27 protein-coding genes and 1 tRNA gene are annotated in these 26150 nt (G+C 59.9%); 6 read left to right on the plus strand and 22 right to left on the minus strand.

Annotated features, from left to right (window positions below):
* Positions 1–12: 12 nt before the first annotated feature.
* The 10 genes from ATE64_RS13090 to ATE64_RS13135 form a co-directional block, all read right to left on the minus strand.
* Entirely contained in the window at positions 13–465 is a 453-nt protein-coding gene (locus ATE64_RS13090) for a hypothetical protein (protein WP_003044968.1), read from the minus strand.
* A gap of 85 nt (positions 466–550) precedes the next feature.
* Positions 551–1156 (minus strand): hypothetical protein, encoded by a 606-nt coding sequence (locus ATE64_RS13095; RefSeq protein ID WP_231729080.1) that lies wholly within the window; start codon positions 1154–1156, stop codon positions 551–553.
* Between the two features lie 63 nt (positions 1157–1219).
* Positions 1220–2188, minus strand: a complete 969-nt coding sequence (locus ATE64_RS13100; protein ID WP_003044960.1) for a magnesium and cobalt transport protein CorA — start codon at positions 2186–2188, stop codon at positions 1220–1222.
* Positions 2185–2889, minus strand: a complete 705-nt coding sequence (locus ATE64_RS13105) for a glutathione S-transferase N-terminal domain-containing protein (RefSeq protein ID WP_003044957.1) — start codon at positions 2887–2889, stop codon at positions 2185–2187. Before ATE64_RS13105 ends, ATE64_RS13100 begins: the two co-directional genes overlap by 4 nt.
* Before the next feature lie 139 nt (positions 2890–3028).
* Positions 3029–3568 carry a peptide-methionine (S)-S-oxide reductase MsrA gene (gene msrA / locus ATE64_RS13110; RefSeq protein ID WP_003044954.1) on the minus strand — a complete coding sequence of 180 codons (540 nt, stop codon included), beginning with the start codon at positions 3566–3568 and terminating at the stop codon, positions 3029–3031.
* Position 3569: 1 nt separating this feature from the next.
* The gene (msrB, locus tag ATE64_RS13115; RefSeq protein WP_058455117.1) at positions 3570–4013 is read right to left on the minus strand and encodes a peptide-methionine (R)-S-oxide reductase MsrB; all 444 of its coding nucleotides are present in this window, start codon (positions 4011–4013) and stop codon (positions 3570–3572) included.
* A gap of 144 nt (positions 4014–4157) precedes the next feature.
* Positions 4158–5033 carry a LysR family transcriptional regulator gene (locus tag ATE64_RS13120; protein WP_003044949.1) on the minus strand — a complete coding sequence of 292 codons (876 nt, stop codon included), beginning with the start codon at positions 5031–5033 and terminating at the stop codon, positions 4158–4160.
* A 352-nt stretch (positions 5034–5385) separates the two neighbouring features.
* Positions 5386–5664 (minus strand): DUF4863 family protein, encoded by a 279-nt coding sequence (locus ATE64_RS13125; RefSeq protein ID WP_003044946.1) that lies wholly within the window; start codon positions 5662–5664, stop codon positions 5386–5388.
* A 42-nt stretch (positions 5665–5706) separates the two neighbouring features.
* Positions 5707–6552, minus strand: a complete 846-nt coding sequence (locus tag ATE64_RS13130; protein WP_058455116.1) for an NAD(P)H-binding protein — start codon at positions 6550–6552, stop codon at positions 5707–5709.
* Complete coding sequence (locus tag ATE64_RS13135) at positions 6545–7000, minus strand: nuclear transport factor 2 family protein (RefSeq protein WP_231292902.1); 456 nt, start codon at positions 6998–7000, stop codon at positions 6545–6547. The genes ATE64_RS13130 and ATE64_RS13135 overlap by 8 nt, the downstream gene beginning before the upstream one ends.
* A 59-nt stretch (positions 7001–7059) precedes the next feature.
* On the opposite strand from ATE64_RS13135, the gene ATE64_RS13140 reads away from it, so the two are divergent.
* On the plus strand, positions 7060–7686 hold the full coding sequence (locus tag ATE64_RS13140; protein WP_003044933.1) for a TetR/AcrR family transcriptional regulator: 627 nt from the start codon (positions 7060–7062) through the stop codon (positions 7684–7686).
* 43 nt (positions 7687–7729) lie between these two features.
* On the opposite strand, the gene ATE64_RS13145 is transcribed toward ATE64_RS13140, so the two are convergent.
* Positions 7730–8224 carry a MarR family winged helix-turn-helix transcriptional regulator gene (locus ATE64_RS13145; RefSeq protein WP_231729081.1) on the minus strand — a complete coding sequence of 165 codons (495 nt, stop codon included), beginning with the start codon at positions 8222–8224 and terminating at the stop codon, positions 7730–7732.
* A 324-nt stretch (positions 8225–8548) separates the two neighbouring features.
* Entirely contained in the window at positions 8549–9235 is a 687-nt protein-coding gene (gene rpiA / locus ATE64_RS13150; RefSeq protein ID WP_058455114.1) for a ribose-5-phosphate isomerase RpiA, read from the minus strand.
* A 470-nt stretch (positions 9236–9705) separates the two neighbouring features.
* Between rpiA and ATE64_RS13155 the strand changes: the two genes are divergently transcribed.
* Both ATE64_RS13155 and ATE64_RS13160 read left to right on the plus strand, forming a co-directional pair.
* Positions 9706–10641 (plus strand): VPGUxxT family thioredoxin-like (seleno)protein, type 2, encoded by a 936-nt coding sequence (locus ATE64_RS13155; protein WP_011540428.1) that lies wholly within the window; start codon positions 9706–9708, stop codon positions 10639–10641.
* Positions 10642–10643: 2 nt separating this feature from the next.
* A complete protein-coding gene (locus ATE64_RS13160) occupies positions 10644–11435 on the plus strand; it encodes a transglutaminase-like domain-containing protein (protein WP_231729082.1) in 792 nt (263 codons plus the stop codon).
* A gap of 552 nt (positions 11436–11987) precedes the next feature.
* On the opposite strand, the gene bdcA is transcribed toward ATE64_RS13160, so the two are convergent.
* On the minus strand, positions 11988–12701 hold the full coding sequence (gene bdcA / locus ATE64_RS13175) for an SDR family oxidoreductase (RefSeq protein WP_003044917.1): 714 nt from the start codon (positions 12699–12701) through the stop codon (positions 11988–11990).
* Between the two features lie 73 nt (positions 12702–12774).
* Here bdcA and ATE64_RS13180 point away from each other — a divergent pair, with 73 nt between their 5' ends.
* Entirely contained in the window at positions 12775–13368 is a 594-nt protein-coding gene (locus ATE64_RS13180; protein ID WP_011540425.1) for a TetR/AcrR family transcriptional regulator, read from the plus strand.
* A gap of 246 nt (positions 13369–13614) precedes the next feature.
* On the opposite strand, the gene ATE64_RS13185 is transcribed toward ATE64_RS13180, so the two are convergent.
* The 5 genes from ATE64_RS13185 to ATE64_RS13205 form a co-directional block, all read right to left on the minus strand.
* A complete protein-coding gene (locus tag ATE64_RS13185) occupies positions 13615–14142 on the minus strand; it encodes a PIN domain-containing protein (RefSeq protein WP_058455112.1) in 528 nt (175 codons plus the stop codon).
* Positions 14139–14885, minus strand: coding sequence for a hypothetical protein (locus ATE64_RS13190; protein WP_058455111.1), 747 nt, complete (start codon positions 14883–14885; stop codon positions 14139–14141). Before ATE64_RS13190 ends, ATE64_RS13185 begins: the two co-directional genes overlap by 4 nt.
* 152 nt (positions 14886–15037) lie before the next feature.
* Positions 15038–17473, minus strand: coding sequence for an AAA family ATPase (locus ATE64_RS13195; RefSeq protein ID WP_058455110.1), 2436 nt, complete (start codon positions 17471–17473; stop codon positions 15038–15040).
* Positions 17470–18093 carry a hypothetical protein gene (locus ATE64_RS13200; RefSeq protein WP_058455109.1) on the minus strand — a complete coding sequence of 208 codons (624 nt, stop codon included), beginning with the start codon at positions 18091–18093 and terminating at the stop codon, positions 17470–17472. The genes ATE64_RS13195 and ATE64_RS13200 overlap by 4 nt, the downstream gene beginning before the upstream one ends.
* Entirely contained in the window at positions 18090–19826 is a 1737-nt protein-coding gene (locus tag ATE64_RS13205) for a hypothetical protein (RefSeq protein ID WP_156416516.1), read from the minus strand. Before ATE64_RS13205 ends, ATE64_RS13200 begins: the two co-directional genes overlap by 4 nt.
* Positions 19827–20270: 444 nt before the next feature.
* On the opposite strand from ATE64_RS13205, the gene ATE64_RS13210 reads away from it, so the two are divergent.
* Positions 20271–20870 carry a hypothetical protein gene (locus tag ATE64_RS13210; protein ID WP_156416517.1) on the plus strand — a complete coding sequence of 200 codons (600 nt, stop codon included), beginning with the start codon at positions 20271–20273 and terminating at the stop codon, positions 20868–20870.
* Between the two features lie 433 nt (positions 20871–21303).
* On the opposite strand, the gene ATE64_RS13215 is transcribed toward ATE64_RS13210, so the two are convergent.
* The 3 genes from ATE64_RS13215 to ATE64_RS13225 form a co-directional block, all read right to left on the minus strand.
* Positions 21304–23382, minus strand: a complete 2079-nt coding sequence (locus ATE64_RS13215; RefSeq protein WP_058455106.1) for an integrase — start codon at positions 23380–23382, stop codon at positions 21304–21306.
* A 113-nt stretch (positions 23383–23495) separates the two neighbouring features.
* Positions 23496–23570, minus strand: a tRNA-Gln gene (locus ATE64_RS13220).
* Between the two features lie 56 nt (positions 23571–23626).
* Complete coding sequence (locus ATE64_RS13225) at positions 23627–24712, minus strand: branched-chain amino acid aminotransferase (RefSeq protein ID WP_058455105.1); 1086 nt, start codon at positions 24710–24712, stop codon at positions 23627–23629.
* 89 nt (positions 24713–24801) lie between these two features.
* Between ATE64_RS13225 and ATE64_RS13230 the strand changes: the two genes are divergently transcribed.
* Entirely contained in the window at positions 24802–25311 is a 510-nt protein-coding gene (locus ATE64_RS13230) for a MarR family transcriptional regulator (RefSeq protein ID WP_058455104.1), read from the plus strand.
* Here ATE64_RS13230 and proC read toward each other — a convergent pair.
* Positions 25308–26138, minus strand: a complete 831-nt coding sequence (gene proC, locus ATE64_RS13235) for a pyrroline-5-carboxylate reductase (protein WP_058455103.1) — start codon at positions 26136–26138, stop codon at positions 25308–25310. The two genes, ATE64_RS13230 and proC, sit on opposite strands and share 4 nt — an antisense overlap.
* Between the last annotated feature and the right edge of the window lie 12 nt (positions 26139–26150).

The following is a 26150-nucleotide window of genomic DNA, read 5'->3' on the forward strand; positions in this document are numbered from 1 at the left end:
GCGACGGGCGTCCTATTCTACATCTTCTACGATGAGGTCCCGGCCGTTGAACTGCACGGTCTCTCCTGTTCGTGCTCCTTCGATCGCCTCGAAGATCGGCGCCATCGTTGAAATGCCCATGAACTCACGCCCATCACAGGTGAACTTGCTCGTTGACACTGCGATCACGAAATGGCGCCCCGACAGTTTGATGACAGCACCCTCCTCCACTGCCGACTTGGGGCCGAAGTCGATCGTCCTGAGCTTTTCAAGTTTATCGGCATAGTCGTGCAATGTGTCGTCAAGCGCTTCAGCCAAGTCGCTCGCGACTTCGGCCTGCGCCTGCTCGTCATTCTCGATCGGCTCGCTCCGATCCAGCTGAGCGATGGAGACATAATCCAGATAATTGGTGCGAGCGCTATGCAGGGCGGCAGTCTCCAGCGAAAGCATGGTTTCGCGGATGTGGCTTTTATTCCAGTTCATCATCACCTCGTTGTGTTTGGATCATTCGAAAGTTCGTGCTTCGGTCCGTCACCGCCGCGGGAGTGCCCCCATTGGGCTCGCCGGCCCGCTACTCGTCGCCTGGGGCGTCATCTCCCTGGTAGGGCGCTCTGATCAGCCGGGAATCCCGGATGATGCTGGTTACAAGCCAGACATAGGATTGCTCGGCGGTATCGAAGCCGAGAATGCTGAAGGCGCCGCCGAAAGGGCATGGCGGGAAGTCTGGAAAGCCCTCGCGCAGCACATAGCGCTCGGGATCGCGCTCAAACTCATTCTTGTAGACTTTGCGCAGGCCGTGCTTGCTCGGAACATCCTCGTCGCCCGCTGGCGTCGTTTGCCGATCCGCGACAAGCCGCTCGGAAAGGTCGCGGTGACAGATTTCGTCGAAGACATCGAAGGCGTCGATCAGCAGACCCTTATGGTTGGTCGCGGGATCGGTAATCGCGTATATGTTGGACGCGTCTTCTCCATCATCCCCGCTTTCGAGGCGCAACGCCGCATCGACGGTTATCGCGCATGGATCGAGCGTTGATCCCAGTTCGAGATCGATGAGATGGCCGTCCTTGACGCGGTACTCGCGGTCGTAGCCCTTCGCGACGAAGGACTGGACTGCTGCTAGGACGTCGGTCACTTGGGATGTCATTGTTGCACCTTGGCTTTGCATGGCATTGGACACGCTCTAATATCAGGGAGGCTGTTGCGGCTCAGCTGACGGAGATGAAAAGCAAACGCGCGCTATTCATATCCACTTGGCCTTCTTGAACCGCACGAACAGGTACAGGCAGAACATCGTCATCAACCCGAGCACGACAAAATAGCCATAGACCGTGTCCAGCTCGGGCATGTTCCTGAAGTTCATGCCATATATCCCGGCGATGGCCGTCGGGACCGCCAATATGGCGGCCCAGGCCGCGAGCTGGCGCGTGGTCACGCCCGTTCTTTGCGCTTCCAACAGGCTGCTGAACTCGAAGACGGTGGACAGAACCTGCAGGAGGCCATCGACCATGGTCTGCACGCGAGCGACATGATCCGCGACGTCGCTGAAATAGGGTCTGACTTCTGAACTGATGCAGGGGAAATGGCCTCGGACGAGTTTCCGGACCAGTTCAGCCATAGCGCCGAGCGTGCGCTGGAAGCGCGTGAGTTCGCTTCTCAGCCCGAAGATGCGGTCGATTTCTGCCCGTCCGAGAAAGTCGTCGAGCGATCGTCTCTCCATCGCCAGAACGTCATCCTCGATCATCTCGAAGATGGGAAGATATTGATCGACGATCCGGTGCAGGATCGCATGCAGCACATAGTCGACACCTTTGCCAAAAAGCGCCGGCGAAGCCTCGAGTTGCTCGCGAAGATTGCCGAGCGCTCCGCCGTTGCCGTGCCGTACGCTGATGAGATGGTTGTGACCGGTGAAGATCGCCATCTTGCCGTAGCGGATCTGGTCTCCATCCAGCTCGGCGGTCTGAGCGACAACATAGAGCTCTTCATTATACGCTTCGAGCTTGGGCGGGCAGAGCGGGTGCATCGCGTTGTCGATTGCCAACGGATGGAGGTTATACGTCGTTTGGATCGCTTTAAGCTCGTCGGCGGTGGGCTCGCGAAGCGCGATCCAGCAAAAGCCGGAGCGATCCTTATCGAGCTGGACCTGCTCGTCGATCGCGATTTCGCGGACCCGCAGGCCCTTGTTGTAATAATAAGCAGCGATGACGCTCATGCCGGTCTCGCAGGGATGCGCAGGCCGCGCTGCACCGCGGGCCGCGCCAGCCCGCGGCGGAGCCATGTCTGGACGTTCGAATATTCGCCGAGGCCGAGGATGTCGCCGGCCGCGTAGACTTCGGCCAGTGCGTTGACCCACCCAAGTGTCGCAATGTCCGCGATCGAATAATCATCGACAAGCCATTCGCGGCCTTCGAGCTGGCGGTCCAGCACCCCCAAGAGACGCTTGGATTCATCGATAAAGCGCTGCCGAGGGCGCTTGTCCTCATAGTCCTTGCCGGCAAATTTCAGGAAAAAACCAAGCTGACCGAAGGTCGGCCCGACGCCGGATACTTGAAAGAATACCCAAGCCAGCGTCTCGTAACGCTGCGCGGGCGCACTCGAATTGAGCTGGCCGGTTTTGTCGGCTAGGTAGAGGAGGATCGCGCCCGATTCCCATATGGCGATAGGGTTGCCGTCAGGACCAGCCGGATCGATGATCGCCGGTATGCGGCCGTTGGGGTTCAACGATACGAACGCTGGATCCTTCGACTCGTTGTTCGAGATATCGACCAGGTGGGGCTCGTACGCCAGGCCGGTCTCCTCGAGCATGATCGAGACCTTGACGCCATTGGGGGTGGGAGCGGCGTAGAGTTGCAGGCGATCGGGATGCAATGCGGGCCAGCGCTGCGTAATAGGAAAGGTCGAGAGGTCTGGCATAAATCTGCGATCCTGTGCTGCGATGGCGACTATATGGACCGACCCGTCTCTCTGAAGCAGAGTTGGATGACCGCGTCGTTGTACGACGCGGTCATGAAGATTGCGAACGGGATCGGCGGAGCGGCAACAGCAGTTAAGCCTATCCCGCTGCCGTCCCCGCCGCGGACTGATCATCATCAACTTTCTGGCGCTTTGGAAGCACCCAGCCGGGACGGACGAAATGGCAGGTGTAGCCGCCCGGGCGTTTCTCGAGATAATCCTGATGGTCCGGCTCGGCCTCCCAGAAATCTCCGACCGGCACGACCTCTGTCACCACCTTGCCATCCCACAGTCCGGAGGCATCCACATCGGCGATCGTGTCCTCGGCGACGCGCTTCTGCTCCTCGTCGACATAATAGATGCCCGACCGGTAGGAGAGCCCGATATCACCGCCTTGGCGATTCTTGGTCGTCGGGTCGTGGATCTGGAAGAAATATTCCAGGATATTGCGGAAGGTCGTCACTGCCGGGTCGAAGATGATCTCGATCCCTTCGGCATGCGTGCCGTGATTGCGATAAGTGGCGTCCGGGACATCGCCGCCGGTGTAGCCGACACGGGTCGATACGATGCCGGGCTGCTTGCGGATCAGATCCTGCATGCCCCAGAAACATCCGCCGGCGAGAATAGCGCGCTGGTGCATGTCAGGCCTCCTCGACCTGATCGAGATATTCGCCATATCCTTCGCTCTCCATCTCGTCGCGCGGAATGAAGCGAAGCGACGCGGAGTTAATGCAGTAGCGCAAACCTTCGCGATCGGAGGGACCGTCCGGGAATACATGACCGAGATGACTGTCGGCGTGCACCGATCTGACTTCCGTCCGCACCATACCGTGCGCGCTGTCGCGCAACTCGTTCACATTTGCTGCAACGATCGGCTTGGTGAAGCTGGGCCAGCCAGAACCCGAGTCGAATTTGTCGGTCGAGGCGAACAAAGGCTCTCCCGACACGATATCGACGTAGATGCCTGGTTCCTTGTTGTCATCATACTCCCCCGTGAAGGGCCGCTCGGTGCCCGACTCCTGGGTGACGTAGCGCTGCTCGGCAGTAAGGAGATCAACAGCTTCCTGCGACTTTTCGAACTTCATGATAGTCTCCGATATTGATCTGAGAGGGCGAAAAAGCCGCCGCTTATCGTGTCAGTCACTGCGCCGACTATCGCAGTGCGCCTAGGATTTATCCAATAGGCTGTGCCTATAGTTTCCATAGCACCGACGCTCTCGCGACGGGGTTTAGTGCCACGCATATCCGGCTGCCAGTTGCGCGATCTTCCGTATCTCGACGGGTGCGGTGGAGCCAGATACCGTCGCGATCACGACTTCGCGCTCCAGGGCAAATCCCTCGATCGGCCGCGTAACAAGACCGGGCGCCGTGGCGGATCGTTCCGGAAGAATGCATATGGCGGTGCCATCGGCGACGAAGTGTTGCACCCAGTCCTCGCGGTCCGATCGAAAGCGGGGCTGCATGAGCAGGTCGTGCCGCGCGAAATGATCGAGGATCTGATCGCGAAACTCGCACTTGAGGCGATCGACGAAAGGAAACTCGAGCAGGTCTTCTCCGCGCACGATTTCGCGGGATGCCAAGGGATGGCTCGCAGAACAGCCCAGTACGAAGCGCTCTCTGAATAGCGGATGCACATCGAGCTTAGGCTCCGGCCTTGTCTCGCGCGGCATGATGCACGCATGATATTTTCCGGACAGAATGTCCGAGGTGTCCTCGTTCGGCTGAAGCGAGTGCAGCTTGATTTCAATGGATGGCACCTCCGCCAACGCGCTCTCGAAAAACGCGGCAAACTCCTGCGGTCCGACAGTCGGCGCGACCGCCACATCCAGAACACGGTGCATCCCCATCGCCCAGTTCTCGGAATGATTGCGGACGCTTCGCATCGCCACCAGCATGCGCCGGAATTCTGTCTCGACGTCCCGGCCAAGGCCGGTCAGGCGACTGTTTTTCCCGTCGCGGTGAATCAGCGGCCCGCCGAGCTCCTCTTCCAAGCGGCGGATTGCGCGGGTCAGGCTCGGCTGCGACACACCGCTCAGGCGAGCGGCCGCTGTAAAATTCAGCGTCTTGGCCAAGTTGATGAAATAGCTGACCTGATTGAGTTCCATAGTCCGTCGATCCATGCGCCTGACTGATGCTTCTTCCGAAAGACCGCGTTCCTGGGAGAGGCGAAATAAGTATGCGCGACGCATATAATCATAGTGTGCAGCTTTGTCTATATGCGCGGCGCATATATTTTATACGCGATGCGATGCGTAGCCGTGGCCGTGGCCGTGCGCTCGGGCTGCCGAAAGGTCTGGGAACACAACGGCGAAGCCTCCAGACGGCGGTCCGACGCATATGACAGCGACAATATTCACGTGTATTCGCGAGGCTGGCTCTTAGCTGTCCGGACACCTCGAGGCGTCTGAAGAACTAGATTGATCTAAAGCTTGCGCCGCCTTGCTCTGCGACGGGGCCCTATGCGCCGCCCCTCCGCGCCCGGATCTCGGCGGGATCGAACTGATACAGGATACGGCCCGCAGGCATATAATTTAGGGTCATCAGTGCGCCGTTACGCACCTTGAGGAAATGCAGCGTGTCGCGCGCCGCGCAAACCCAGCCCAAACCCTGCCAATCGCCGGGCCCGGCGAGCTCCACCGCATCATCGACCGGAATCACCAGATCGATCTCACCATAGGGATGGCCGTGACAATGACCAACGAATATCGTGTCGGCGCCCGGCTGCCGGCCAGCCACCACCTCGGTACCGTGGTCTCATTCTTAGCGGACGGGTCACCGTCAGCCTGATTGGCGCCCCTGATATGCCTCTCTGTGAGCGGCGAGGAAGGCGGTCAGCTTGGTTGGCATGCGTCCCGTTATTTGCTCGACCTCTGTTGTGGTCCTGTCCTCCGACCCATATGAGATCGCGTCGTCCATGCGCGCGAGCGTGTCCGCATATCCCTCAGGAATGCCGAACCCGGCGTAGCGGCGTGCAAGCTGCTCCACCGATAACCGGCAGTGGTGGACGGGGCGCTGGGCCACGGCGGTGATTCGGTCCGCAACCTCGTCATATGAGAGAGCTTCAGGACCGGTCAGGATCCTTTCTCCTGACCCGAAAACTGGATCCACCAAGGCTTCGACTGCGACCGCCGCTATGTCGGCTGCGTCGATGAACGGGATACGCCCATGCTTCGTCGCCGAGTAGATGCAACCCTCGTTGATGATCGACGGGAGATGCTGCGTAACGAAGTTCTGCATAAACCAGCTCGGGCGCAGTATCGTCCAGCGAGGCGCGTTGGCGTTGAGCCAACGATGAACCTCACCCATCATCGGCCCGCCCTCGTCGATAGACGATGCGCTCAGCAGCACCAGCTGGGCCACTCCTTGTGCCACGGCCTGTTCCAGCAGCGGGCGCATGACGGTCAGGTGGTCCGTTCGGTCGGTAGGAGCGACCAAGTAGATCGCGTCCACACCGTCGAGCGCGGTACGGTGGGAGGCAACGTCGCCCCACTCGAAGCGAACCTGCTCCGGCATCGTGGCGTTGCGGGTTGCGATGCGGGGTTCGACACCGCGTGCCGTAAGCTGCTGCGCAACCAGCGCGCCCGTCTTGCCCGTGCCCCCAGTCACCAAGACCCGATCAACCATGGTCTGACGCTCCGCCGACAAGGGCATCGACAACCGCGCTGCCGCGAAGCGCGCGCAGCACCACCAGCGGGTTCCAGTAATCGCGATAGTGCATAATCCGCCCGGCGTCCGTCCGGATCACGGATATGTAGCGTTGGTCATAGGATTCCCCGGTCGCAACGCCGCTTCCGAAGCCTTCGAACTCGACAATGGTAACATCGGGGTCGGTCGTGGCGTGAATGGTCGGCTCACCCATGCGGTCGAAGGCTATCATGTCACCAAGGCTTTCAAGGTGACGCGCGATAGCAGCCTTTCCAACCAACCGGGTCGGAAGGCCTGGCGGCGAATAAGGAAATTCCATCACCCCATTTTCAGCCACCATGTCGAGAAAGGTGGCAGCATCGGGAGCGAGACGATCACCCAATGCCTTTCGAAGCATCGCTGAAAAGCTTTCCACACTGTCTGTCATGAACTAATCCCAATCGGTTGGAACGGTAGCGTTCCGCTGAGATATATAGGAAGGCATCGATGGAACACAAGCGTTCCGACGGAAATCCGAAAGCAGCCCGTGTTCTCAGCGGAGCAGCGGTCATGCGTGCTGACGTAACGAATGCACTGACGCGCAGCTTCTTCGAAGAATGGGCAAGGACTGGCTATGCGGGTCTGAGCCTCGAACGGGTGGCGCGAACTGCAGGGGTCGGCAAGGCTGCGCTTTACCGCCGCTGGCCGGACAAGGTGTCGATGGCCAGCGATTTGCTGTCGCATGTCGGGTTGACGATGACCGATGTGGAAGAGCACGGCTCGCTGGAGGCTGATCTGCAAGCGGTGCTCCTCGCCATCCGCCGCGTTCTGAGGCATCCCAAGGTGCGACGGATTCTGACCGACCTTCATGGCGAGATCGAGCGGACGCCGGCATTGGAAATGGCGATCCGGCCTTTCCAGCGCGCACGGCGCGAGCGGATCAATGGCCTGATTAATCGGGCGATCAAACGCCGGGAAGTGTCGCCCTTGGTGGACCGTGAGATGGCGGCCGACCTCATCGCAGCCCCGTTATACTGGCGGATCGCGGTATTGGGGGGACGATCGGATCGCGCCTACATCAAGCGGCTTGCCCTCGTCACGGGCGCCGCGCTTCGCGCAAGCGCGCCTTCGTAATTTGCCTTCCAGATCGGCCCATCACGTCCGCAAATTGCGAGCCCTACCCGTCGCCACTTTTCCCGCGTTCCACCCCCCGTTCGTGCAATTCGGCGTCGATGGGGCAGTTGGTGCAGCCGTCATAGCAGCACAGGCGGCAGATGCGGTAGGAATGCTCCAGGTTTTCCAGGCGATCGCGCAGGACGCGTTCAGCCATGTCGCATAGGATTTTCAGTTCGTCGGGCTTCAGGATCGATAATCCTTCGGCAATCACCTCGTCGCGCGAAGCAAGAACCTCGTCGCTCGCAATCTTTCCGGTTGGAGTGAGGTAGAGGGCCCGCGTGCGCCCATCTGACGAATGCTCCCTGCGTTCGATCAATCCCTCGGTAGCCAATCGATCCACCAGGCGAACCGTCCCTGCATGGGAAAGGCCTACCCCGACCGCAAGCATGCGGATCGAGAGCCCGGGCTGGTGCGCGAGTAGCGCCAGCGCTGAGGCGGCGGGGCCAGCTTCCGGTGCCCGCGATGAACTAGCGCGAACGATGTCGTCGCTGATCATCAGTGCGAACGCCCCAAATATATTGCGGTCTCGAGGTCCATCCATCGGCGCGTCTATATGTGCGCGGGGCATAGACAGCAAGTCATAGACTAGCCTCCTTTTATCCGCGCGTCCGGCGAGGAAATCTCGGTTTTAAAAGGGTTTTGATTCCACCGACTGATAGCGCGCGCCAAAAAAATCACTTCCATCTTATCAAGGCGCCGGGCTGGATTGATACCTTGGGGCTATGGCGCGCGACGAACGGGTTAAAAAAATGCCCGAGGTCGCGGCTAAGAATGTGTCAGCGCCGCCATCGACGCCGCGCAGGTGATGATATGCAAGACCTCAAGCTTCACCCCGGTGTCGCACCTCCACCATGTCACCGCGCGCAATCATGATTGTATCGATTTCATCCAAGAACAGTCCATGCTCCAGGACGCCCGGGATTGTGGTGATCGCGGCGGCGATCTCGCGCGGCCTTGGTATCTCATCCAAAGCTGCGTCCAGGATGTAATTGCCCTGGTCCGTGAGATAGGGCGTCCCACCCGCTTCGCGAACAGTAACACGGGCTCCGAGTGCGGACAGGCGTGCACGAACAAACTCGGTGGCGAAAGGAACCACCTCCACGGGCAGAGGGAATTTGCCGAGCTGCGCAACAAGCTTGCTGGAATCGGCGATGATGATCACGCGCGTGGATGCGGACTCGGTGATTTTCTCGCGAAGCAGGGCGCCGCCTCCCCCTTTGATGGCTTGGAAGCGGTCATCGATTTCATCGGCGCCGTCGATCGTCAGGTCGACAGCGCTAAGCTGTTGAAAGGGAACAAGCGGCACCGCAAGACGGAGAGCTAGAGCTTCGGTCGCTTGGGATGTGGCGACCGCGGTGATGCGAAGGCCGTGCTTGATGCGCTCGCTGAGGCTTTTCACGGCATAAGCGGCGGTGCTTCCGGTCCCTAACCCGACAAGCATGCCATCGCGAACCTCATCGACTGCTCTCACCGCCGCGATCGATTTCTCAGCGACGAAGTTGGACATGGAGCGAGACCCCTCCTTTCTGGCCGAGCGGCCAGCCTTAATACCTGCGGAATGCAGTCGCGCGAACAAGGTTTGACGCTTCCAACTCGGTAGGCCGTTACCACTTCCTCTCTAAATTGTCGCGCTGCCGCCCATGAGGTGCACGGATACGTATATGAATGGCGCATATATCTGTTTTGCGTTTTATGCCTTCGATCTCACCGTCTGACGTTCCGCGCCCATGTTCAACTGCGCCGCGCGGACGCAGGGCGCAGATGCAGGACTGATTCTGCAAAGCAAGGGAAGACGCGAACAGTTATGTGCATCCGTGCGACCCAAATGGAGGGCTCTTCAACCAAAACTGGAACCGAAAATCGATGCAATTGGAACTTAGCCTTTTCGGATTACGACACGATTGAGCCGGCTCTGGAATCACTTCGCGATAGCCCCGCTCGCATTGTATTGCGAACCGCCCTCACTAGATTAGACCCATGCAACAAAATCTAGTTTCCTTGCGCGAGCATCGCGAGCTCGGCGACGTCGCCTGGCTGCGCGATCTGGACGCCGGTCTCGCGGTCGCAGCCGAGCAGAGAAAACCGGTTCTGCTGCTCTTTCAGGAGGTGCCGGGCTGCTCGACGTGCGTGCGTTTCGGGCAGGATGTACTGACCCATCCCTTGATGGTGGAACTTATCGCAGATCGGTTCGTGCCCGTGGCCATCTTCAACAACCGCCCGGGGGCGGACGCCGAGATCCTGCGCCGCTTCGACGAGCCATCATGGAATAATCCCGTGGTGCGGTTTCTCGGGCCCGATGGCGCCGAGTTGCTGCCCAAGCTCGCCGATCGTTATGATGCGCCGGCTCTGCACCAAAAGATCGTCGCCGTGCTGGAATTGCTCGGCGGCGACGTTCCTGGCTACTTCCGCCTGTTGGGGCGCGACCTGCTGATCGAAAATGGCCTCAGCAAATCGGCGACCTACACGACGCCGTGCTTCTGGTCGGGCGAAACGAGCCTCGCGCAGCATCCGGCGGTCATCACGACCGACGCTGGCTGGATCGATGGCGAGGAAGTGGTGCAGGTCCATTTCGATCCCCGCGCGGCGGCGCGTTCCGAACTCGATGCTTATGCCCACGAGGAGGGATTTGGCGCGATCGACAGTGGCGGGTTCGCGCTTGACGGTGAACCGCAATTCTATCTGCGCAAAAATGCGGCGCGCCATCTGCCGCTGACGCCGGCTCAGCGCACGCAGATCAACCTCGCTATACCCTATCGCACACCGCTCGCGGACTTTCTCAGCCCGCAACAATGCGCGTGGCTAGCCAATCCGCGGCTAGAAGCACCGGGCGAGAATGAAGCCTATCGCAAGGACATTCGCGAAAGCCGGCCCGTGCTGGCGCAGCGGCTTGGTTTGGTCGAAAAGGAGACATGATCATGGATATTGCTGCCATCGGCCTCATCGAAGACGAAGATATCCTGCTCGACCTGGCATCGCTCGCTCTCAGCCAACTCGATCATGAAAATGCGGACATCGCCCATTATCTCGACATGCTCGAAGATATTGAGGACCGGGTGTGCGCTGAAGGCCGAAGCGCGTTCCTTCCGGAAGAACGGGCCGCGGCGCTTTCGCGCGTTCTGCACGGCGAACTGGGGTTCGTTGGCGACGATGAAACTTATGATGCACCCGTCAACGCGGACTTCATCAGGGTGCTGGACCGAAAGCGCGGCCTGCCGATTGCACTGTCGATCCTCTATGTCGCCATGGCCCGCCGGACGGGCTGGAGCGCCTATGTGCTCAATCTCCCCGGCAAGGTGCTTGTCCAGCTGGGCGAGAAGAATCCGGTGGTGCTCGATCCGTTTGCCGGAGGCGCTGTGCTGTCAGCGGGACAAGTTGCAGCGGTGTACCGTGCGAGTCTAGGCCAGGAAGGCGGCGCCGCCGCACTCAGCGCCGTGCGGATGAGCAATCGCGATGTGCTGGCCCGGCTGCTGAACAATCAGGGAATCCGCGCAGAGCAGGAAAAGGATCATCAGCGGGGTCTCGCAATTTATCAGCGGATAACCAGGGTCGCACCGAGGCGCCTCGAGGCCTGGCAAGATCTGGCGCGTCTGCAGTTGCAATCCCGCGATGTCGAGGGCGCCAAGGCAAGCCTGTTCGCCATGTCGGAAGTTGCACCTGACAGGCGGACTCGTGACCGGATCATGGAAGCATTTGAAGCCCTGAACTAGACGAGGCCTGACACATCACATGTCGCTGCGCGCCGTTGCGCTCCTCTCCGGGGAGTCGACGTCGATGGCGATGTCCTTGGCTTCGAAGGGCGTCCCTACAAGCGGTGCGGCCTCGATAAAGACATGCCGCGAAATGTCGCAGGGCTGCTCCCCGAAAGGCGGCTCGACCGCGCCGATCGCGCGAAAACGACTGACCACCCGCCGCCGGCATCAAAAAACCATGTTGAAGCCATAGAGGTGGAGAGCGAGCGTCACCCAGACAAACGTGACCCCAGCGAGGACCAGCAAAGTCGCGCCGAGCTTCACAGTCCATCGGCGCTTGTCCCTGATACTCAGCAAGAGATGCCAGAATGCTGTCGCGAGCAAGTAGCGGCAGATCCGCTCTTTCGTGTAGATTCGCGTATAGAGCACTTATTCCGCCCACATGGCATTGAACCGCTGGATGGACATATCTGCTGACCGTAAGTCAGGGCTTGCTCACGGCCAAATCTTGCCATTTAAGGCGCGACCGTCGGCAAAGGGGGCGGTCTTGCGACCGTCCCCTGCTCCACCTCAGGCACCAAATGCGCCGTCGATCGTGTGCATGGCGCCAGTGACAAAACCCGCTTCGGGGCCAGCCAGCCAAGCAACCATGCCAGCGACCTCTTCGGGCCGCCCGTGGCGCTTGATCGCCATGAAGCTGTGCATCAGCTCGCGCATCGGTCCGTCCTCGGGGTTGGCGTCGGTATCGATCGGGCCGGGCTGCACGATATTGATCGTGATTCCGCGCGGTCCGAAATCGCGGGCCAGTCCGCGCGCCATGCCCTGCAGCGCCGATTTGCTCAGTGCATAGGAGGCCATGCCGGGGAGAGGCATGCGGTCGCCGTTTACCGAACCGATCACGATGATGCGGCCGCCGTCGGGCATCTGCCGCGCGGCCTCGACCGACGCATGATAGGGGGCGGTGACGTTGACGCGGATCAGCCGGTCGACGTCGTCGGGATCGAGGTCGAGCGCGTCGCCGAACAGCGCGAAGCCGGCGTTGACGACCAGTATGTCGAGCGGGCCGCTCTCGCGCACGCGTGCAATCACTGCGTCGCGGTCGCCGCTGTCGGTCGCTACCGCGCTGGTGCCGGTTTCGGTCGCCAGCTGCTCGGCCGCCTCGCGCGATCCGTTGTAGGTGAAGACGACCTTGGCGCCGTCGGACGCAAAACGGCGGACGATCGCCGCGCCGATTCCGCGGCTGCCGCCGAGGACCAGAACGGATTTTCCTTGAAAGTTGGACATCGGGAGACTCCTTGCTTATTAATGTATCGTCCACTACATAATATCGCGAAAGCCATCGTCAAGGCATTTTGTAATGGTTACTACAAATAGATCCCGCACGCGTGGCCGTCCACGTAAGTTCGATCCCGAGGCAGCGGTGGCGACTGCGCAGCAACTTTTCCATGAACGCGGTTATGACGCCGTCAGCGTCGCCGATGTCACCGACGCGCTCGGCATCAATCCGCCAAGCTTTTACGCCGCTTTCGGCAGCAAAGCCGGACTTTACCAGCGCGTGCTCGATTATTGGACGGACACCGAAGCGATTCCGCTCGCGGACATTCTGCGTCCCGACGTCCCCGTCGCCGATGCCGTTGCGGCTATGCTGGAGGAGGCCGCGCGTCGCTATGCGTTCAACCCGGCGGCAGGCGGGTGCCTTGTACTCGAAGGCACGCGTTGCAACGACGACGATGCGCGCGAAGCCGCTCGCGCGCTCAACCTCGGTGCGGAAACGTTCATCCATGACTATATCGCGGCGCGCCATCCGGAGGCGGCCGATCAAGTGACCGATTTTGTCGCCACGACGATGTCCGGGCTTTCGGCAAAGGCGCGAAGCGGACACGACCTATCGCGCCTCCTCGCTACAGCGCGGCTTGCAGGCAGCGTTCTCACGCAGGTGCTGCCGGCTTGATAGCAGCATGATCAGAAGGTGGTGAATAACCGGCCGATTAGAGCTAGCACGATTGACCGAAGATGCCCCTGATGCGCCCTGTGGACAGTACTGGCCGATTTCGGGCAGGCGCGTTTCAGGCAGGAAAGTTCGAAAGCGGACATTCGCCGTCGCCGATCTGTCGGATGGGGCGCAATCGACCAATTGCGGGTAGCCCAGACCCGATCCCGCATAGGAGAATGCCCTAAATTGCTTCGTCTTATCTTGCTACTCACCGACAGGCTCGAAATTGTCCCAGTCCAAGCTTCCCTGAGCTGCGGCTGGCGGCAACGGAAGCTCGGCAACGCCAATTACGGCGATATCGGGAGAAGCGAGCTTTCGAATATCGCTATCGTCTGAATAGATCTCGACGGCTCCGTGAAGCTTTGCGATCGCCACGATCTGCTCATCGAATTTCGCCTTCGCGCGCGGCGAGGTAGAATTTCTGGAACCCCGATCTCGTGCGAGCGCAGCGCATTCGACCGCCGCGAGAGCGTCGAATGGCACAATGCGGATTGCTCGCTTGTTACTGAGCCGCGACATCCACTCTGGGCCGGCAGGGCCTGCTCCGACCAAAAGCTCAGAGAGCGCCGGAGAAGGGACAAGTAGACGCCCGCCGCTCCTAGACAATCGATCGACTAAATGATCGACCCGATCTTTGCAGCGATCGACTGGCTCACCGTCAGGGCCGAGCGGAGCGCCGCTCTCCGGGTCGAACATGAGCAGCAGGACGGATGCGTCGATTGCCGCAATCAATGCGTGCTCTCCCCGTCATCACGTTCTTCCCCGAGTGACCTGAACGGATCGTCCATTGTTCGCCAATCCGAAGCCGGAGCATTTCGTATGTCGGCGATCGCCGCGCTCAGTGGCCCATCATCCAGTTCATCGAAACCATCGATGACAAATTTGCGGAGATCCCAAGCTCCATTTCCACTGCGGAACCAAGTGCCCATGCCGCGGAATCGGATCGGACCCGCTCGGAATAGCGCGGCGAGCTGCTTGCCCATCGCGGCAGGGGCCTCGAGCGAATAGTTCCTTTCGCCATCCATGATGCCGACGTGAACTGTCGAATCGCGGCCTTCCACTCGAAAAACTGTCCCGTCGAGCGTGCCTTGTTGCTTAATCGGTCCGTAGACCATGGGCTCCACGCGCTTGCGGCCTGGAAAGTCAACGTGGATTACCTGACCGCTTGAGTCGGCAATCTCGCCAGTAGCATTGTCGTCACGCAAAAGGGCGTCGATACGCTCGTACGCCTTCGCGAGCGCTGCTCCTGCGTTTCCGGTAGCAATGCATTGAATCCGCGCTTCGACTTTGGGCACCGCGGCGTGATCGACGATCGCGCGGACGACAGTCGACCCCAATTCCAGACTGCGAAAATGGACATTGGCGCGCTCGCCAAATAGCTCGCCCAGCGCCTTGAGATATTCCCCGAGGCGCTCAAGGGGGATGTCGTCGGGCGAATAGCTGCCCGAGATCCGGAAGGTGAACTCTAGGTCCATCGGACAACTTGTGACACACTTTGCTTGCGAGACAATGAATATCGCGGATGCGGCGGGACGGTCGAGACAAGTCGCTGATCCATATTGGCCTCATTCTGTCTTGGCGATCTCTGCCCTTCAGCGTCGAAACTGCGCCCCTCACCCTGAATGACCTACGCCGCGCGCAGCGCGGTCTCTTCGCGATATGTGTACGAAGTTTGGTCGCAGAGCGTGTCCTGATCCTTGCGCCGGGTTAGCTCCAGCGTTTGCAAAGTGTCACCTTCGTAGGCTGGACTGAGCTCAAGCCGAAGATATTCGAAGAGCTGTCGATCATGCACGGCAATGATAACTTGGCGTCCGTGCTCTTTTGCGAGCGTACGAAGCAACGCGGCGAAATGGGCGATGTGAACGTCGTCCATCGATTGTACCGGATCGTCGAGGATCAGCCAAGGGAGCTCGGGTTTCATTGTTAGGTGAAGCGCCACGAATAAGGTCAATGCAGCAGTATTAAGGTTGCCGGCACTTAGCATCGCCCCTGGCGTGCCGCCGATGATACCTGAACGATGACGGGTGATTAGCTTCGGCTGGAGATTTTGCGTGACGGTTTCAGGAATTTGGAACGCCGGCAGGAACGGCTCGCTTGGAGCCAAGCGGACGAAAAGATCCCTCCATAGGGCATTAAGGCGGTCGTTAAATTCCCGTCGAATGATTCGTGCTCGGACCGTCTCAACCGCTGCTTTGATCGACTGTGCGGAAGAGCGAATGTCAGCGCCACGGGCCAAGGCGAGTTTCAATGACTTTCGCCGGTTTGTGAGCGCTTTGATCTCTGCATCGATCTTGGCTTTTGCGGCGCGCTCGCGGTCGATATAGTCGAGCATCTCGATCGCGCGTCGGCGCGCGCTAATACGAGCTTGCAACTTTCTCGATCGCTCGGTGAGCGTGTCCAACATTCGGCCAAGCGTCATGGCGACAGTGTCTTGATCCTGCGCTTGCGGGATGCCCGCATCTAGAGAAATCTCATTCAGAATGCTCATTGTTGCGCGACGGTCGGCATTGCGCGACTGCAGACCGGCTAGGCGTCGTCGAGCGTCCGCTTCCTCGCGGATGTAACGAGATCCGACTTCGAACGCTGCGCGGTTCTCTTGCAGGTCATGCGCCAGGCGACCCACGTTTACCGACGATTTCTGAAGCACTACGACTGCATCCGGCGAAAGTGCGCGAGAATTGAGCTCGGTGGCCTCGCGTTCAAGGCGCGCGATGAGGCTTTGCAAATCACTTCGCACCGATCCGAGGCTGAGCATTCGCTCTGCCACCGAGGACAACGTCTGAACACGGTTATTGACGTGCTCGCTTAGCGACCCCGCCTTCTTCTCGGTGAAGTCGCGATCACAGACGGGGCAAATGTCGCCCTGGATATGCGCGGCGATCTCCGCCAACAGGGAGCCCAAGCCATCGGGATCTTTCGAAATTTTCTCTATCTCGCTTTCAGCCGTCGCCAGATTGCGACGCGCGACCGCCAATTGCTCGACAATCTCGCCGGATCTACGGCTGTCGGTCTGCTGCCGCGTGGCCTGATCCACGACGGCATTTGCGCGCGACTGAAGTTCCCGGAGCGCCAACTCAGCAATGTCGGAGAGCTCGGTAGGCAGGCTGGTGGCGGGAAGCGTCTCGGCGATGCGGCCGATCAAATCTGTAACCAAGAGCTCGAAATTCGCGCGCCATTTTTCAAGCTGTTCCGAGGCGCGTCGGTGAGCCTCGGATAAATGCTCCTCGGCCTCGCCATCGGTTTCTGATGCGGAAGCATTCTGGATTTCAAGATGTTCTACTCGTCGATGCAAATGTTCAATCTTGGTCAGGGCCGCATTGTCTTCTTCATTTAGCAACGCCTCACGCTTGGGAAGATCATCATCCGGAAAATCCTCTGCCGAATCCAGGTGCGCGTCCGCGAGCACATCATAAATGTCTCCGGCCGCTCCAGCGATAATGCTCTCGAGTTCCTCTGAACGTTGGCGCCGTTCCGCAATCTCCCGTTCTACCTTGCTCAACTCACCTTCGAAGTCCGTCAGCTTCCTGGAGACTTTTCGCAAATTGCGAATATCATCGACGGGCGCTAACCCCGCTTCAATCGCATCCAATCGCTCAAGGCCTAGCAAAGCCGAGACAAAGCTCGCCAGTGGCGAAGCCGCTGCTTCACTTGAATTTTGATAGATCTGCAGCAATTGATTCAGCAGTGCCTGAGGGAGATAGCAGCGCTCTTTGAAGAAATCTCCCAAGCGCCGATCAAGCTTAGACGTCGTACTATGCCCGGCTTTGTGGATTTTCACATCGAAGAGATTTGCACGCTCCAAGCCCCGTGTGGTCAGCGTGATTTGCCCTTGGTCGATCTCGGGCGCACGATGCAGCAACTGCTCATCATATTTCCTGTCGGCGAGTTCGAGGAACTCGATTCCTCCTCGCAGAGCCAATTCAATTGCAGAAAGCAAGCTGGTCTTCCCAACGCCATTCTCTCCGTGCACCAAAATAGTCTGCGCATCGAGTGGGGCGAAAATGCTGCCCCGGATGCTCCGAAAGTTAGTGACGCGCAGGCTGGCGAGACGAACGTCAGTCATTCTGTTGTCTCCCCGAGCACTGTATCGATACGCTTGCCGAGCGCGGCCCGAACCCCCTGTTCGCCGCGGTAGGAACCGCGGACTAAATCCTGGACCAGAATCTGGTCGACGGAAGACTCCAATTCACCAGAAATCAGGCCAAGCGTACCAGTGGGTCCATCCTCGTGGCGCTCTCTTTCACCTGGGGGAAGTCGCAGCGGCAAGAGAATGCGGATATAATCGTCGAAGGGGCTCTCGTCCCCCAGCGTGTTACCGTCGGCACTTTTCAGATCGATCGCCGCGACGGCCAGCACGCGGCACGTCTCGGAAAGTACCCGAACATCGTCCGTGACCACTGCTCCGACGATTACCAAGGTTAAAGTATATCGCGACCCTGTCACGTCAAGTGCTCGGCTCAAGGCCTCGACGCGGCTCCTAACATCGTCGCTTGAGCGATCGTCGGGACTTCCCGTCGCAGTGTCCACCACAAGAACTAGGTCGAGTCCCCGCGCGCCTTTGCCACGTAATGTCGCAGCGAAATCAAACTCGACGGACGCGACCCGGAACGGCCTTGGCAGTCGCTCATACCCTGCGGATTCGAGGCGGCGAACCAGCGTCGCGACAAGAATGGAGTCACTCATAGTGCCATCGCTTTTGCGAAGCGATCATGCAGATCGGCCATAGTATCCGAGTTTTCTATCAGTCGTTTAAGGCACACATGCCTCGTGATTTTGCCGGTCCGTCCCGGTGCCCGCTTTCGCGTTCGGCCGGAAGTCGGGGCTGCGGCCGGACCAGCCGGTTGCATCATCGTCCAGAGATCATCGCCATGAATTACAATTGCGCCATCGCTAAAGCTCCCCGCTTTCTGAAGCTCGATAGCTTCCGCTGCCCCGCGCACGAGAAATATTGGAGTGGCCTGCGCGCCCGGATACTCTCCCAAGCCCGTCAACGCGCCCTCGGCGAGTTGCGCGCCAGCGGAACCGATTGTCCATCGCTTATTGTCGGCACCCGACTGCAGCAGCGACAACATGGTGGCAAGCGTTCCGAATCCAGCAGCGACCGCATTCTGGTCGTTGGCGGCCAGTGCGACGACGTTGTCGTTTATCGCGGAATATGAAGCAGGATGAAGGGGCAATCCCCCGCTGCGGAAGATCGCGAGCAGCTTTGTCCAACTGGCGATCGCCGAATAGGTAAAGGCGGTTCGGTCCCCGGTTGCATGCTCGGCGGCCGCGTTCCGCAAATTGCGCAGCGCTAGCGAAAGGCTCTGCACATCCGGTGCGAGCAGCGATCCTTCGAGATGTTTCAGCAAGAAAGTATTTAGCTTATCAGTAACAATCCGCAAAACCAGCGCGAGCAAGACTTGCTCCGGCCACGCCTGCAATAAAGCGCTCGCTTTGATACCGGCTATGTCCGTGTTGTAGTTGTTCAAATATACGCTTTTCAGCATCGTGAGATGCTCAGGCCCTAAGCCTTTTTGATTGCAGAACACATGGCCTTGAGCGGATGGAGCACATGGCCATGGCCATGGATGTGCCTCGCGAGCATTTCCGAATAGTATCTGTAGATTGACGTCCTGCAGCGACAAGCCGACCAGCATCGCCTTCTTGTCCGTCGCCACGGCGGTAACGCGGTCGACCATCGGCTTGAATAAAGGTTTGCCTGCCCAGCCATTGATCTGCGTGGTGCTCCCCGTCAGAAATTTCCGGTAGAGATTTGGCTGATCGGTGGCGTGGATAATACAGCCATGAAACTTGAGCAACCGCGCTTTTGCGGCGCCGTCCCGCAATTGGTCAGGGTCGACGACAACCTGAATATTGCCCTCGCGGCCGGGGCCAAGTTGCTCCACAGCAGCTTCGATGAAGCCGTCCCAGTTAGCTGACGCAATATCGGAAATTGCACCTTCCAGAACAAGTATGGCGATACACAGGTGCTCCGCCGCGGGCGGCGCAGGCGCAGCGAACGCGTCACGAATGTCTATAGCCTCCCAAAGGATAAAATCCTCATCCTTGCCTTGAATCCTGATATCGAGCAGCGCGGAATACTTCTTCCATAGCCGGTCAACGACGGCATTCCGCAGCTGTTCCGGCCAATTGCACAGCAATGTGTTAAGATGGGGCGCCACGTCTGCCTGGTCCGTCTCGGCAAGGTCAATCGCCTCGTCAAACGCGGGCCGATAAGTCGCCATAGTCGCTGGATCGACAGCGGCGGAGCGCAGAAATTCTAATGCCCTTTCGATCAACCCGCCAAGATTGGGTGAACGACCCGATATACCCGATCCAACCCAAAGGGCGAACTCGCCGTTACCAACGGCGGCAGCGACGGCGGAAAAGTCTGTGTCGAGCCGATCGAGGACATCCCGAACGGTCGGGTTCATAACAAGTGCCAACACCATCCGATCTGCCTATTTCCCCCTGAGCCTTCACTATTGATCGGCGATTTTACGCTGCCAGCGAAGTACTGCGCGACCACCATGCGAGGCATGCAAGAAGCTGTCTAGCCGAAAATTTCGATGGGTCGATCAGCCTTCGTAGTGCCCTCCGGGCTGGCGATTTCGCACGCCTTAAAAGAATCAGCAGACTGCGTCTCAACCCAAGCGCCGATACACACGATAATGCCGGCTTTGTCCGATATAACGGCACGGCAAGAGGCGCCCCGATCGATCGCTACGGCAATAGACGAGTGCCGTACCTCTCAGAGATCACCTACTCTGCCCGACAGGTCAGACGCATGCGCGAAGCCCCCCGCTCAGAAAGGTATGGGACGTTGCCACTATTGCCCAGAAGCAACTGTATGGCCAAAAGAGAGCATGATAAAAGACATGATCGAATATGGCCACGCCGATTTAGTGCAAGACAGGTTGGGCTTGAATCTCGTGGTCGGTCAGAAGGTTGCCGCAATCATCACCTTCAGTGCAGCTATCGAACATCATTTGGAGCGTGCGCTTTGGACCCTACGGCAGATGAATCCAGCCGGAACTCGGCCTGATACAGACAATAAGAATATCACGGATTTGATCGGCATGTTGGAGCATTTCGCTGCTGGACTTGAAGCTGGCGATGTGCGGAATATGATCGAGACTTGGTGTAAAGCTGCTCGGAGTGGGTTTGTTATACGTAATAACATCGTGCACGGCACACCCGGCTGCATCGATGGCGTCTTGCTCTACATGCGAAATGGGAGGTGGGGGGACATTATCCGGAAGCGTGAGTTTGGCGACTTTTGGGCACACGAAGATACGCTCGATCTTGTTCGGCAAGCGATGGCGGTCCTGATGCGTATCATATTGCAGCTCACCAAAGAAGATGTAGCTCCCGCGAAGGTCGCAACACCCGAGGCCATGAAGGCACTCCGGACGGCGCGCTCTGTGCTCGGAGAGTTTGCCGACCAATATTACAACCCAAGCTACGAGAAATACTGACGGCTTTTTTCGGTTGGCAGGACAAGCGACATAGCACGCGCTGCTACAGCATCCTTACACGAGGCACTCATAAGAAACGGACAACTTGCGCAACCCGAATAATCGATTGAAACTCATAAACCTCGTGGACCGGAAGGTCCAAACCTCTCTCCGTCAGTGAGCCGAGATGACTTTTAGAAATTGCTACACGAACGTTTTGGCATGCGCGGTGGCCACGCGGTCCAGATTCAAGCGAACGGCAAGTTTACGACGCTCACTGCACCGTCTGTGATGTCTCAAATCAGACGCATTGCCTACGCCTGTTCCCTACATGCGGGAACGGCAGGTTACAGGCACCCGTCAGATGGCCGGCTACGACTTAGATAGGCGCATAGCAGCCGTAAACGATGGCTTAGCCACCCAGCGACTATTCGATATTTAGTCCGACATGGTGTCAACCGCGCTTGCGCCGCCCGGCGCTCTCGCGAGTTGGCCGCGCGCCGCGCATGCAAACGGGTAGCAACCGGATTTCTACGGTATCTTGCAGATGGGCGGTCACTTTGGGTATCTGGTTCACGACATCAAGCAGGATCTGGAGGCGTGTGGCGCTCGCGTATCGGTTGGCATTTTCGCCGCCATGCTTCTGACCGAGAAGATCCGACCGAAATTCTTCGAATGTCTGCAACATCTTCAATTCAGTGCTGACCATATGCCGACCGCTGTGAACCGCCTGTCCCGGCTTTACGAGTTTCAGACGTGGCTTAATGTGAAGCCATATATTTTTGAAAAATACATCTCCCAGCGCACGCCCTGTGCGACCGGGTTGGATTTCTGGAAAGAGGTACTGCTCGCCAGCTTCCTTCATGGCTTGGACATAATGCATGAAGCCCAAGCGACGCAGCTCTTCGCAAACAGGAATCTTACGAACGCTGGTCGCGTTCTTGACGCCGCCCGCAGAAGTTTTCCTGATGTTGACAAAAAAGATACCGTCTTCTTCGCCGATATCATCGACCAAAAGCTTACAAGCTTCCTCGCGCCGCATACCTGAATACCAGACCAGCGGCATGACCCAATAGGCTGCGTCGTGCCAAATCGAGCCTCCCGGCGTCACGGACAAACGCTGAGGCAAATCGACGCCCGTACCGCCGGTCCAGATGCCGAGACGAAACAATTCTTCACCCTGCGCAATCGTATAGGGGTCGCGCTCGTCGCGCTCGTCCCTGTCGTCCTCATCGAGGATAAAATCTGAAAAATCGAGAGGCGCCATTGGCGTTTTCGTCGCAAGCCACGCACACAATCTCTTGAGGTTGGCGAAATGACGATTGATGGTTCCTACGTCGAGGCCAATCGCGAACGAGATTTCTTCGCCGCGCTCCTCTTCTTCAGTAAGACGATCGAGCGCCTCGCTGCAAATTTCCTCCAGCGACATCGCTTCGTGTCGAGGCGACTTATGATGCGACGACGGTAACCGGTTCAACAGGTCGTAAAACTGGTTCAGGTCTTCCTGGCATGTTGCTGCCATGGCCTTGCCATTATTTGACTTGCCGAACAGAAAGGGCGCGGCCTTGAACTGGCGCTTCTGGCTGGCGCCCCAGACCTTCGGCTGCGACTTGCGCTTTTTGGGGTTCGCACCCTCGGCCAGGACCGGCGCATCTTCCCGTCCGCGCGCCTTTGGTTTCAGCTCCATATATTTTTCTACTGCCTGCACCGGGCTAAGGGTGGCATAATGGGTCTGCACATCGGTGAGTGTCGACGCTGACGCAGGCACAATGGTGCTGGCGTTCCACGCGTTTGGAGGCGCAGGGGCGGAGATCGGGGGAGGCATCGAAGTCAGCAGAGGCGCTCGCCCGAGCGCGTTCATCAGCGCCAAGCTGTGTTCGATCGCCCGAACCTCGGGGCTGTCGTAGGTTGCCGCGGCCGTCAACCGTGCCCCACACATGACCTGCCGGGCAATTTCGATTCGGTCAGCCGCTGGCTCGATGCCGAGCCGCTCCAGCAATGCCTTTGCCTCATTCAGCAAATTGCCGGGAACATCGCCGGCTTGGGAAAGCATCGCATAAAGATTGGCGCGGGCCTCTTCGTCCAGCGACGGAAAGCGCTTGTCGAATGACCCGATGTAATCGATGCCCATATAGTCGTCGAAGCCATTTGCGATGAAATCGCCGTTAAACGCTGCATAGATCGAGAGCATCTGGTGGAAGCGAGCGGTGACATTGCCCTCACCGTCCTTCTCGATCACCGCCAACTGATGCGCCAGCATGTTGCGATACCGCACCATCTCCTCTCGAAAGAGATGGTTCACCTGCTCGCTGGTCAGTCCTTCCTGCTCGATCCGTTCGTATAAGCTCATTCGCACAACCTCGCTTCGGCTGGTCATCGCGACCGCGCGCCGTCGCGCGACCGACTGGTCCTTCGTCAAAAGGCTGACCGTTGTTACGATGGTTATAGGACGTTCAAGCCGTCCAACGAAGCGCACCCGGCGACGCCACCAGTAGGTGGCCCCGCGACGGTTCACATTTTCGATTGCTGGCATCAGGCACTGGCTCCACCCACTGGTAGCAATTGATGCCACTGCGATGGTCGGCCTTGCTCAGTTAAGGGAGAAACCTGGGGTTTTCCGTCCCTTGGCTGAGGCACAGCACCGGCTGGCTGGGGCGGCAGGATTCGAACCTGCGCATGGCGGTACCAAAAACCGCTGCCTTACCGCTTGGCTACGCCCCAACGCGCCGGTGCGACGCGCGCTCTAGAACGCGCGGTCGCCGATTGCAAGGCAGCCCTTAGAGCCGCGTGACCCAGCCATGCGGGTCGGGCGCGAGGCCGCGCTGGATGCCGACGAGCTTGTCCTTCAGCGTCGTCGTGACCTGCCCGGGACCGCCCGCGCCGATGGTGAAGCTCGTTTGCCCACGCGTCACCTTGCCGACCGGGGTCACCACCGCGGCGGTGCCGCAGGCGAAGCTTTCGGTCAGGCGACCGCTCTCGGCATCGGCCTGCCACTGGTCGATCGAATAAGGCTCCTCGCGCACCGTCAGGCCGGCGTCGCGCGCGAGCGTGATGATCGCATCGCGGGTGATGCCGGGCAGGATCGTGCCGGTCAGCGGCGGGGTGACGATGCTGCCGTCGTCGAACACGAAGAACATGTTCATGCCCCCCAGTTCCTCGATCCAGCGATGTTCGGCGGCGTCGAGGAAGACGACCTGGTCGTGCCCCTTGGCGATCGCTTCCTGCTGCGCGATCAGGCTGGCGGCGTAATTGCCGCCGCATTTGGCGGCGCCGGTGCCGCCCGGCGCGGCGCGCGTATAATGCTCCGACACCCACAGCGACACCGCGGGCGCGCCCGACTTGAAATAATTGCCGACGGGCGAGACGATGACGAGGAAATGATATTCCGACGCCGGCTTGACGCCCAGGAACACCTCGCTCGCATACATGAAGGGGCGGAGGTACAGCGCGCCGCCCGCGACCGGCGGGAACCAGTCGGCATCGGCCTCGACCGCCGCTTTCACCGCGCCGATGAACAGTTCCTCGGGGATTTCGGCCATCGCCATGCGCCGTGCGCTGGCGTTGAAGCGTGCGGCATTCGCCTCGACGCGGAACAGCGCCATCGAGCCGTCGTCGAGCCGGTACGCCTTCAGCCCTTCGAAGATTTCCTGCGCATAATGAAGCACCGCCGTCGCCGGATCGAGCAGCAGCGGCCCGCGCGGCATCACCTGCGCATCGTGCCAGCCCTTCGCGTCCGAATAGCGGATCGAGACCATATGGTCGGTGAAGACGCGCCCGAAAACCGGATCGGCAATCGCCGCCGCGCGTACCTCGTCCGCCGTCGGATTCGGGTGCGGCAGGCGGGCGAAAGCGGGAGCAAGCATGGCAAAACCTTGTGATCTGGGGCGTGACTCGGGACAAGAATATGCGCGCCTCTTGCCAAAGAGGCGCCGCGCGCGCAACGGTAGTCGCTATGCCGGATGAAAATTTTCTTTCACAAGTTCCCGCCGCCTCTGCCCTTTTCTTGCGCGAAGAGGAAGTGCGTCGCGGGATCGAATATCTGTTTTTAGGGCATGGCGCGCTGTGGCGCGCGACTGACGTGCGGCTGGCCGAAAACGGGCTGGGCCGCGCGCATTACCGCGCGCTCTACTTCATCGCGCGCGCGCCGGGGCTGACGATTTCCGACCTGCTCGCCCTGCTCGGGATCACCAAACAGTCGCTCGGCCGTGTCGTGAAGGAGCTTGAGGCGCGCGATTTCCTCGCGACGCGCCCCGGCAACCGCGACCGCCGGCAAAAGGAGCTACGCCTGACCGCCGCCGGGCGCGCGGTCGAGGCGGCGATCTTTCAGCCGCTGCGCGACGCGATGAGCCGCGCCTATACCCACGCGGGGCAGCAGGCGGTGACCGGCTTCTGGCACGTCAACGAGGCGCTGATGACGCCGCGCGACCGCGCGCGCGCCGCGAAGCTGGGGACCGAAAACTAGGCGTCGCCGCGCGCGATGTCGGCGAGTTCGCGGCCACGGTCGCGCGCCGCGCGCAGCACATTGGTGAGCAGCGCGGCGATCTGGCCGTCGCTGTCGAGCACGTCGAGCCCCGCCTGCGTCGTCCCGCCCTTGCTCGCCACCTGCGCGATCAGCGTGCCCGGCTTCTCGCCGCTTTCGGCGAGCAGCGCGGTGGCGCCGCCGAAGGTCGCTGTCGCCAGCTTGAGCGCGTCGTCCGGCGACAGGCCGAGACGTTCGCCCGCCGCCGCATAGGATTCGATCAGCCGGAACACGAAGGCCGGACCGCTGCCGGTGAAGGCGGTGACGAGATCCATCGTCATATCGTCGCCGAGCGCGACAATGGTCCCCAGCGGCGCCAGCAACGCATCGACCGCCGCCGCATCGGCGTCGCCGAGGCTGGCCACCGCCGACACACCCGCACCGATCCGCGCCGCGAGGTTCGGCAGGATGCGCACCTGCGCCCTTGCATCGGGAAAGCGCTGCGCGAGGTCGGCGAGCGAGACGCCCGCGAGGATCGAGAGGAGATGGACGTCGTCGGTGACGATGGAGGCGAGGTCGGCGGCGACCTCGCCGAGCTGCTGCGGCTTCATGCCGAGCATGATCCAGTTGGCCGCGCCGCCGGCCGCCTTCCATTCGGCAAGCGAGACAAAGTGGGCGATATGCTCGCGCGGCTGCGCGAACGGATCGACGATCGCGACCGCGGACGGATCGAGCCCCGCCTGCAGCCAGCGATCGAGCATCGCGCCCGCCATGTTTCCGCAGCCGACCAGCAGCATCCGGCCGGTGAAATTCGCCAAACTCTTCGTCATCTTGTCCTGTTT

The sequence above is a fragment of the Sphingopyxis sp. H073 genome (assembly GCF_001468395.1).
Taxonomy (GTDB): Bacteria; Pseudomonadota; Alphaproteobacteria; order Sphingomonadales; family Sphingomonadaceae; genus Sphingopyxis.